This is a genomic window from Actinomycetota bacterium (assembly GCA_019347675.1).
GTDB lineage: Bacteria > Actinomycetota > Nitriliruptoria > Nitriliruptorales > JAHWKO01 > JAHWKW01.
In genome coordinates this window covers 1-5,772 of the sequence record JAHWKW010000051.1, presented here as the reverse complement: position 1 = coordinate 5,772, position 5,772 = coordinate 1, and the positions used below count along the sequence as shown (strand labels likewise).

6 protein-coding genes are annotated in these 5,772 nt (G+C 70.4%); 2 read left to right on the top strand and 4 right to left on the bottom strand.

What is annotated here, in order from left to right; genetic code table 11:
- The 4 genes from KY462_16555 to KY462_16540 form a co-directional block, all read right to left on the bottom strand.
- The coding region (locus KY462_16555) for an NAD(P)-dependent alcohol dehydrogenase (protein ID MBW3579310.1) at positions 1-212 on the bottom strand (212 nt) is incomplete at its 3' end.
- A 29-nt stretch (positions 213-241) separates the two neighbouring features.
- Positions 242-847 carry a DUF4389 domain-containing protein gene (locus tag KY462_16550; protein MBW3579309.1) on the bottom strand — a complete coding sequence of 202 codons (606 nt, stop codon included), beginning with the start codon at positions 845-847 and terminating at the stop codon, positions 242-244.
- Positions 848-860: 13 nt separating this feature from the next.
- Positions 861-3,704, bottom strand: coding sequence for an ABC transporter permease (locus KY462_16545; protein MBW3579308.1), 2,844 nt, complete (start codon positions 3,702-3,704; stop codon positions 861-863).
- Entirely contained in the window at positions 3,701-4,447 is a 747-nt protein-coding gene (locus KY462_16540; protein ID MBW3579307.1) for an ABC transporter ATP-binding protein, read from the bottom strand. Before KY462_16540 ends, KY462_16545 begins: the two co-directional genes overlap by 4 nt.
- 189 nt (positions 4,448-4,636) lie before the next feature.
- Here KY462_16540 and KY462_16535 point away from each other — a divergent pair, with 189 nt between their 5' ends.
- The gene (locus tag KY462_16535; GenBank protein ID MBW3579306.1) at positions 4,637-5,305 is read left to right on the top strand and encodes a TetR/AcrR family transcriptional regulator; all 669 of its coding nucleotides are present in this window, start codon (positions 4,637-4,639) and stop codon (positions 5,303-5,305) included.
- Positions 5,306-5,553: 248 nt separating this feature from the next.
- A partial coding sequence (locus KY462_16530) for a hypothetical protein (protein MBW3579305.1) occupies positions 5,554-5,772 on the top strand: 219 nt, incomplete at its 3' end.

Here is a 5,772-nt window from a genome sequence, read left to right as displayed (position 1 = left end):
TCACGGCCGGGGATGCCGTGGCGCGGCCGGCGTAGCCCGAACGCCGGACGCACGAGGTAGGGGGTACCGGTCAGGATGAAGTGGTCGCCCGGGTGGAGCGCAACTGCGCGGACCCGCACCAGCACGTCGCCGGCGCCGACGACTGGCTTGTCGATCTCGGCGAGCCGGAGCACGTCTGTGGGCCCGTAGGTGTCTTGCACGATTGCCTTCATGGTCGGAGCTCCTTGTCTGGTCGGGTGGTTCAGTCGAGCGAGAAGGGCGGATAGCGGTCGGTGACGAGCAGGAACGCGTAGGCGTGGACCCGCAGCGCCCACCGCAGGACGCCTTCGACGAACGCGAAGATGCGCCGCGGGTAGCGGCCGGTGGCCAGCACCGCAAACCACGCGCCGACCACGGCCAGCACCGCTGCGCTGCCGAGGAAGAGCAGGGCGATGTAGTGCGGCACGGCCAGCAGCCACTTCACGGCCGGCAGCCAGCGGTTGAGGTCCTCGCGGACGTTCGGATAGGCGATGTCGAGGTGGACCGACTGCGGCTCGTCGGTGGACGGGTAGCGGTCGGACATGAGGGCGAGGTAGGCCACGACCCTCGTCGAGAAGCGTGCGAGCTGCAGGTGGAAGTCGAACCACCAGCGCGGGTACTTCTGGCGGAAGAGGATCGTGAGGAGGACGGGGAGCATGAGCACCCCACCGGCGGCCGCACCGCCAGACCAGCTCCCATCGACGAGGGCGAGGAGGATCACGATCGGGGCGGCGTAGAGGGCACGCAGGAGCGTGGAGGGGCGGTCGAGGGCACGGTCCGGGTAGTCGATCGTCAGGTGGACAGGGTGTGCTGCTGCCAGTGTGTTCATGGAGGGCCTGCTTTCAGTCGGAGGTGCGGAGGGCGACCGCCGGCCGGATCGCCGCCGCTCGGGCGGCGGGCCAGGCGGTGGCGAGCAACGCGGCGAGCAGCGGAAGGACGACGACGAGGGCCAGCCCAGCCCACGGCACGATGAAGGGCATCCCGGTGTCGCCGAACGAGTCCGACCCGGTGAGGATCTGTTGGGTCGTGACGAGGCCGAGCACGGCGCCGATGACCGTCCCCTGCAGGGCGATGAGCCCTGCTTCGGAGAGCATGGCGGTGCGGACGAGCTCCTTGCGGAAGCCCATCGCGCGGAGCATGCCGATCTCCTGGCGCCGTTCGCGGACGGCGCGGACCATGACGACGCCGAGGCCGGCGATCCCGACGAGCAGCCCGAAGCCGAGGAAGCCCCGCAGCAGGGCGATGAACCCGGTCATGACCCGTACACCTTCGGCGCCGAGCGCCGTGAACGTGTGGGCGTCGGCGCCGTGCGGGAGGAAGGCGGCGTTGAGGGACGCTGCCACGTCGGCCGGGTCGGCGTCGGCGTGCACCGCCACGTAGGAGCGGGTGACGATGTCGTCCGGGCCGAACAGTGCGGCGGTCACCTCGCGGTTGACCAGGGCACCGTTGCCGAGCCAGTCGGCCTCGCCGAGGCCGGCGATCGTCAGCTCACGCCGCCGGCCGCTGCCCGGCTCGACGACCGTGAAGCGGTCACCGGCGGCGAGCGCCGCGTCGCCGACCCCGGCAACGAGGAAGTCCTCCGGCACGATCGCCAGCGTCGGGTCGTCGAGCACCGCCTGGTACGCGTCGGCATCGCTCGCGTAGGCCTCGTCCCTGCTGAACAGCCCCGGCGTCCCGCGGTCGAGCAGGTCTGGACCGAAGCCGGAGACGGGCCAGGATCGGGGGCCGTCGAGGTGCGCGGCCTCGAAGCTCGCGACGCCGCGGACCAGTCCGGCGACGGCGGTCACGTCGCTGCGCGCCGCCAGCGTCTCGACGGCGACCGGGTTGGCCGGGTTCACGTCGAGCAGGAGGTCGAAGCCGGCAGCGATGTGCCGCACCTGCGCGTCGGAGTTGGCCTCGATCGCCGCCGAGAACGCGCTGACCATCGTCACCGTGAGGATGACGAGGGAGAACATCCCGAGCAGCATCGCGGTGCGGAACCGGCGTGCCAGCGGGTAGGCGATCCCCAGTCGGGGCGCCAGGCCGCGGCCACCACGACCGAGCCGTTCGACCGCGAACGTCCAGACCCGGTCGAGGCTGGCGGCCAGCGACACGGCGCCCACGGTGAGCACGACGCCCTGGACGACGAAGGCGACCATGTCCGCGGCGCCCATGATCTCGGGGAACACCTGACGGACGGCGAGCCCCCAGGCCAGCACGGTGCTGGCGACGAGCAGGCGCGCGGTGCGCTCCGGCAGAAGCCGGCGGAGCAGAGGGGCCGCAGAGAACGCGGCCACCGGGACACCGAGCAGGAACCCGATCGCGTTGTCAGCGCGATAGCCGGCGATCCCAGCCCCCGCACCGATGAGCACACCGGCGGACGCGAACAGCAACGTGCGTGCGCGCACCCGCACGATCCTCGGCTCAGGCAGGTCCCGGATGGCGCGGATGATGTTCAGGCGGGCGATGCGCAGGCTCGTGGCCCAGATCGTCACGAGCGAGATGACCAGCCCGATGCCGGCGCCGAGCGCGAGGCTGGCCGGCTCGATCACGAGCGGGTAGCCGGCGCCATCGGCAGCGCCGAAGATGGGGCCGGCGACCATGGCGACGAGCCAGCCGATGCCGACCCCAACGACCGCGCCGAGCGCAGCGGCAACGATCGCGTAGAGCGCACCCTCGATCGCGAAGGCGCGTGTGAGGCGCCGCCGGGTGAACCCGACCGCGCGGAGCATCCCGAACTCGGTCTTGCGCTCCTCGGCGAGCATGACGAACAGGTTCACGAGCAGCAGGATCCCGGCGAGCACGCTGAACACGCCGATGGTGCTGAAGATCTCGGTGAGCCCGGCGCCGTCACGTGCCGCGTCGTCGAGCAGACCCGCCTTGGGGGTCTGGACCTCGACGTCGGGGAGACCGGCTACGGCCGCGCGGAGCCGCTCGGCAACACCGTCGGACAGGGCACGGGTGTCGAACACGCCGCCGTCGAGGGACACGAACAGGTGGTGTTGCGGTCGTGCGGTCGGCGCGGTCGCGGACTCGGCTAGACCGGCGACTGTTCCCGGGGCGACGATGGCGCCGCCGTAACCGGCCAGCCCGATCTCCGCGACGACCTCGCTGACCACGAGGTCAACGGTGGCGCCGTACGCGTGCATGCGGACCGTGTCACCGACCCGGGCATCCACCTGCCCCGCGGTGCGCTCGTTGAGGAGCACCTCGCCGGGAGCGAGGCGGTCGCTGTCCTCGAGGCCGGTGATGTCCGGATCCGCGCCGAAGGCGCGCGCTGCGGGGATGTCGAGTTCGGTAACGCGGACCTGGGGCACCGCTGCGTCCCGCCGGGGCGCCTCGAGGGTCGCCGTCGCGGTGATCGCGGGCAGCAGGCCGTCGACGCCGTCGACGTCGGCGGCCTCGACGGCGGCGGTCACGGCCGCGAGGTCCGCCCCCTCGGTGGGGGTGAGGGTGATGTCGACCGGGCCGTACTGCGTCCGGGCGGCGTCGGCAAGGGAGCCTTCGACGATGTCGCCGACGACGAAGGAGGAGGTGATGATGGCCGTGCCGAGCAGCGCGCCGGCGACGACCAAAGCGGCCTCGGCGCGGCGGCGGCCGATGTTGCGCACGGCCATGGCCAGCAGGGTCCGCTGGCGCACGGCGGCCACGACCAGCGGGAGGAGCAGGAGCGCGGCGAGCGCCGCGATGACGGCCGCGGCGGTCACGACGTCACCGCCGTGAGGGCCTGGAGCTCGTGGGCCATCGACTCGCCGTCGGCGACGACGCGTCCGTCCCGGACCTCGACGAGCCGCTGCCCGGAGTGCCCGAGGTCCTCGTCGTGGGTGACCACCACGAGGGTCTGACCGGCGGCGTGGACCTCATGGAGGAGCTCGACGATCTCGCCGGCGGTGCGGCTGTCCAGCGCGCCGGTGGGCTCGTCCGCCCATACGAGCGCGGGCTCGGCGACGAGTGCGCGCGCCACGGTGACCCGCTGCTGCTCACCGCCTGACAGCTCGCCGGGCCGGTGCCCGGCACGGTCGGCCAAACCGACGCGGGCGAGCATCGCCCGGGCCTGCTCGCGGGCGACCTTCGGAGCGGCGCCCGTGACGAGCAGTGGCAGTTCGACGTTCTCCGCCGCCGACAGCACAGGGATGAGGTTGAAGGACTGGAAGACGAAGCCCATCCGCTCGGCGCGGTGCCGGGTCCGGTCCGCGTCGGACATCGCGAACAGGTCGTCCCCGTCGACGATGACGGTCCCGGTGTCGATGTCGTCCAGGCCTGACAGGCAGTTGAGCAGGGTGGTCTTGCCGTTGCCGGACGGGCCCATGACCATGACGAGCTCGCCGGGGCGGACCTCGAGGTCGACGCCGCGCAGGGCATGCACCTCGTGTGTGCCGGTCCGGTAGGTCTTGGTCACGCCACGGGCGGAGAGGATCGGTTCGGCGCGGGTCGTCTTGTCGGGATGCATCAGGGCGCTCCTGGGTGCGGGGCCCGTGTTCGGGCCTGGTGTGGTCACGGATCGTTCGTTGCGAGGTGCGTCTCGTCCGTTCGATCGGACCTCACCATCGCTTCTTCGTACGTCGTACTAGTACGGTGTACTGGTACGGTGTACCCGTACGATGTACGATTGTCAAGCCCCGATCTGGAGGTACGGCTGATGAGGGACGCGGAGAGCCCGACCGCGACGGGACAGTCGCTGAACCGAGACCGGATCCTGCGAGCGGCGGTCGCTATCGCCGACCGCGACGGGCTCGACGCGCTCAGCATGCGCCGGCTGGCCCGTGAGCTCGACGCGGGCGCGATGACGCTCTACCACTACGTCTCCGGCAAGGACGAACTCCTCGAGGGCATGGTCGACATCGTCTTCGGCGAGATCCAGCTACCCACCGGCGACGACTGGAAGACGGCCATGCGGCAGCGATGTGCATCCGCCCGCGACGTGCTCGTCCGACACTCGTGGGCGATCAGCCTGATGGAGTCGCTCACCAGCCCTGGCCCCGCGAACCTCCGACACCACGAGGCGGTCGTCGCCTGCCTGCGCGACGGTGGCTTCTCCATCGAGATGACCGTTCACGCCAACTGGCTCCTCGACAGCTACGTCTACGGGCACGCGCTCCAGGAAGCCAGCCTGCCTTTCGACACGGCCGAGGAACTAGCGGAGATGACGGACGACGTCTTCATCCCGCAGATACCTGCCGACACGTACCCACACCTCCACGAGGTCGCAGTAGGGCTCATGCAGGCGGGCTACGACCCCGCCAACGAGTTCGGCTTCGGGCTCGACCTCATTCTCGACGCGCTCGAACCCCTGAGAAGCTCCGTCTAGCTGGCTGTAGGTCCTTATCAACGGCGATGGGTTTGAGCGCAAGTTGACATCGCCACCCTCCGGGTATCGGACGGCGACGTGGCGAAGAGGTGCGGTAGCGCCCGTAGTGGTGCCGTCCCCGTCGTCTCAGCCTGGAAGCGAGGGAAACTCACACGTACGAAGCCGTGGTTGTCGCGCGGCCCAGAGGGCGTCGGAACCGAGCGATAACACGCGGAGTCCTGCCGTGAGCGACGTAGAAAAGTGGGACCATGAGTCGCTCGAAGCAGGCGGCTTCTACGCTTCCGCGAAGAAGTCTCACGACGCCAGTCTGGGGAGGCGAAATGGACGGACCTTGTGCCGACCTGGCAACGATCGTGCTGGACTGCCGGGACGCCAATGCCTTGGCGGACTTCTACAGCCGACTTCTGGGTTGGGAGATCAGCTACATGCGCAAGCTCCAAGCACGCAACCGCGTCGAACTCGCGATG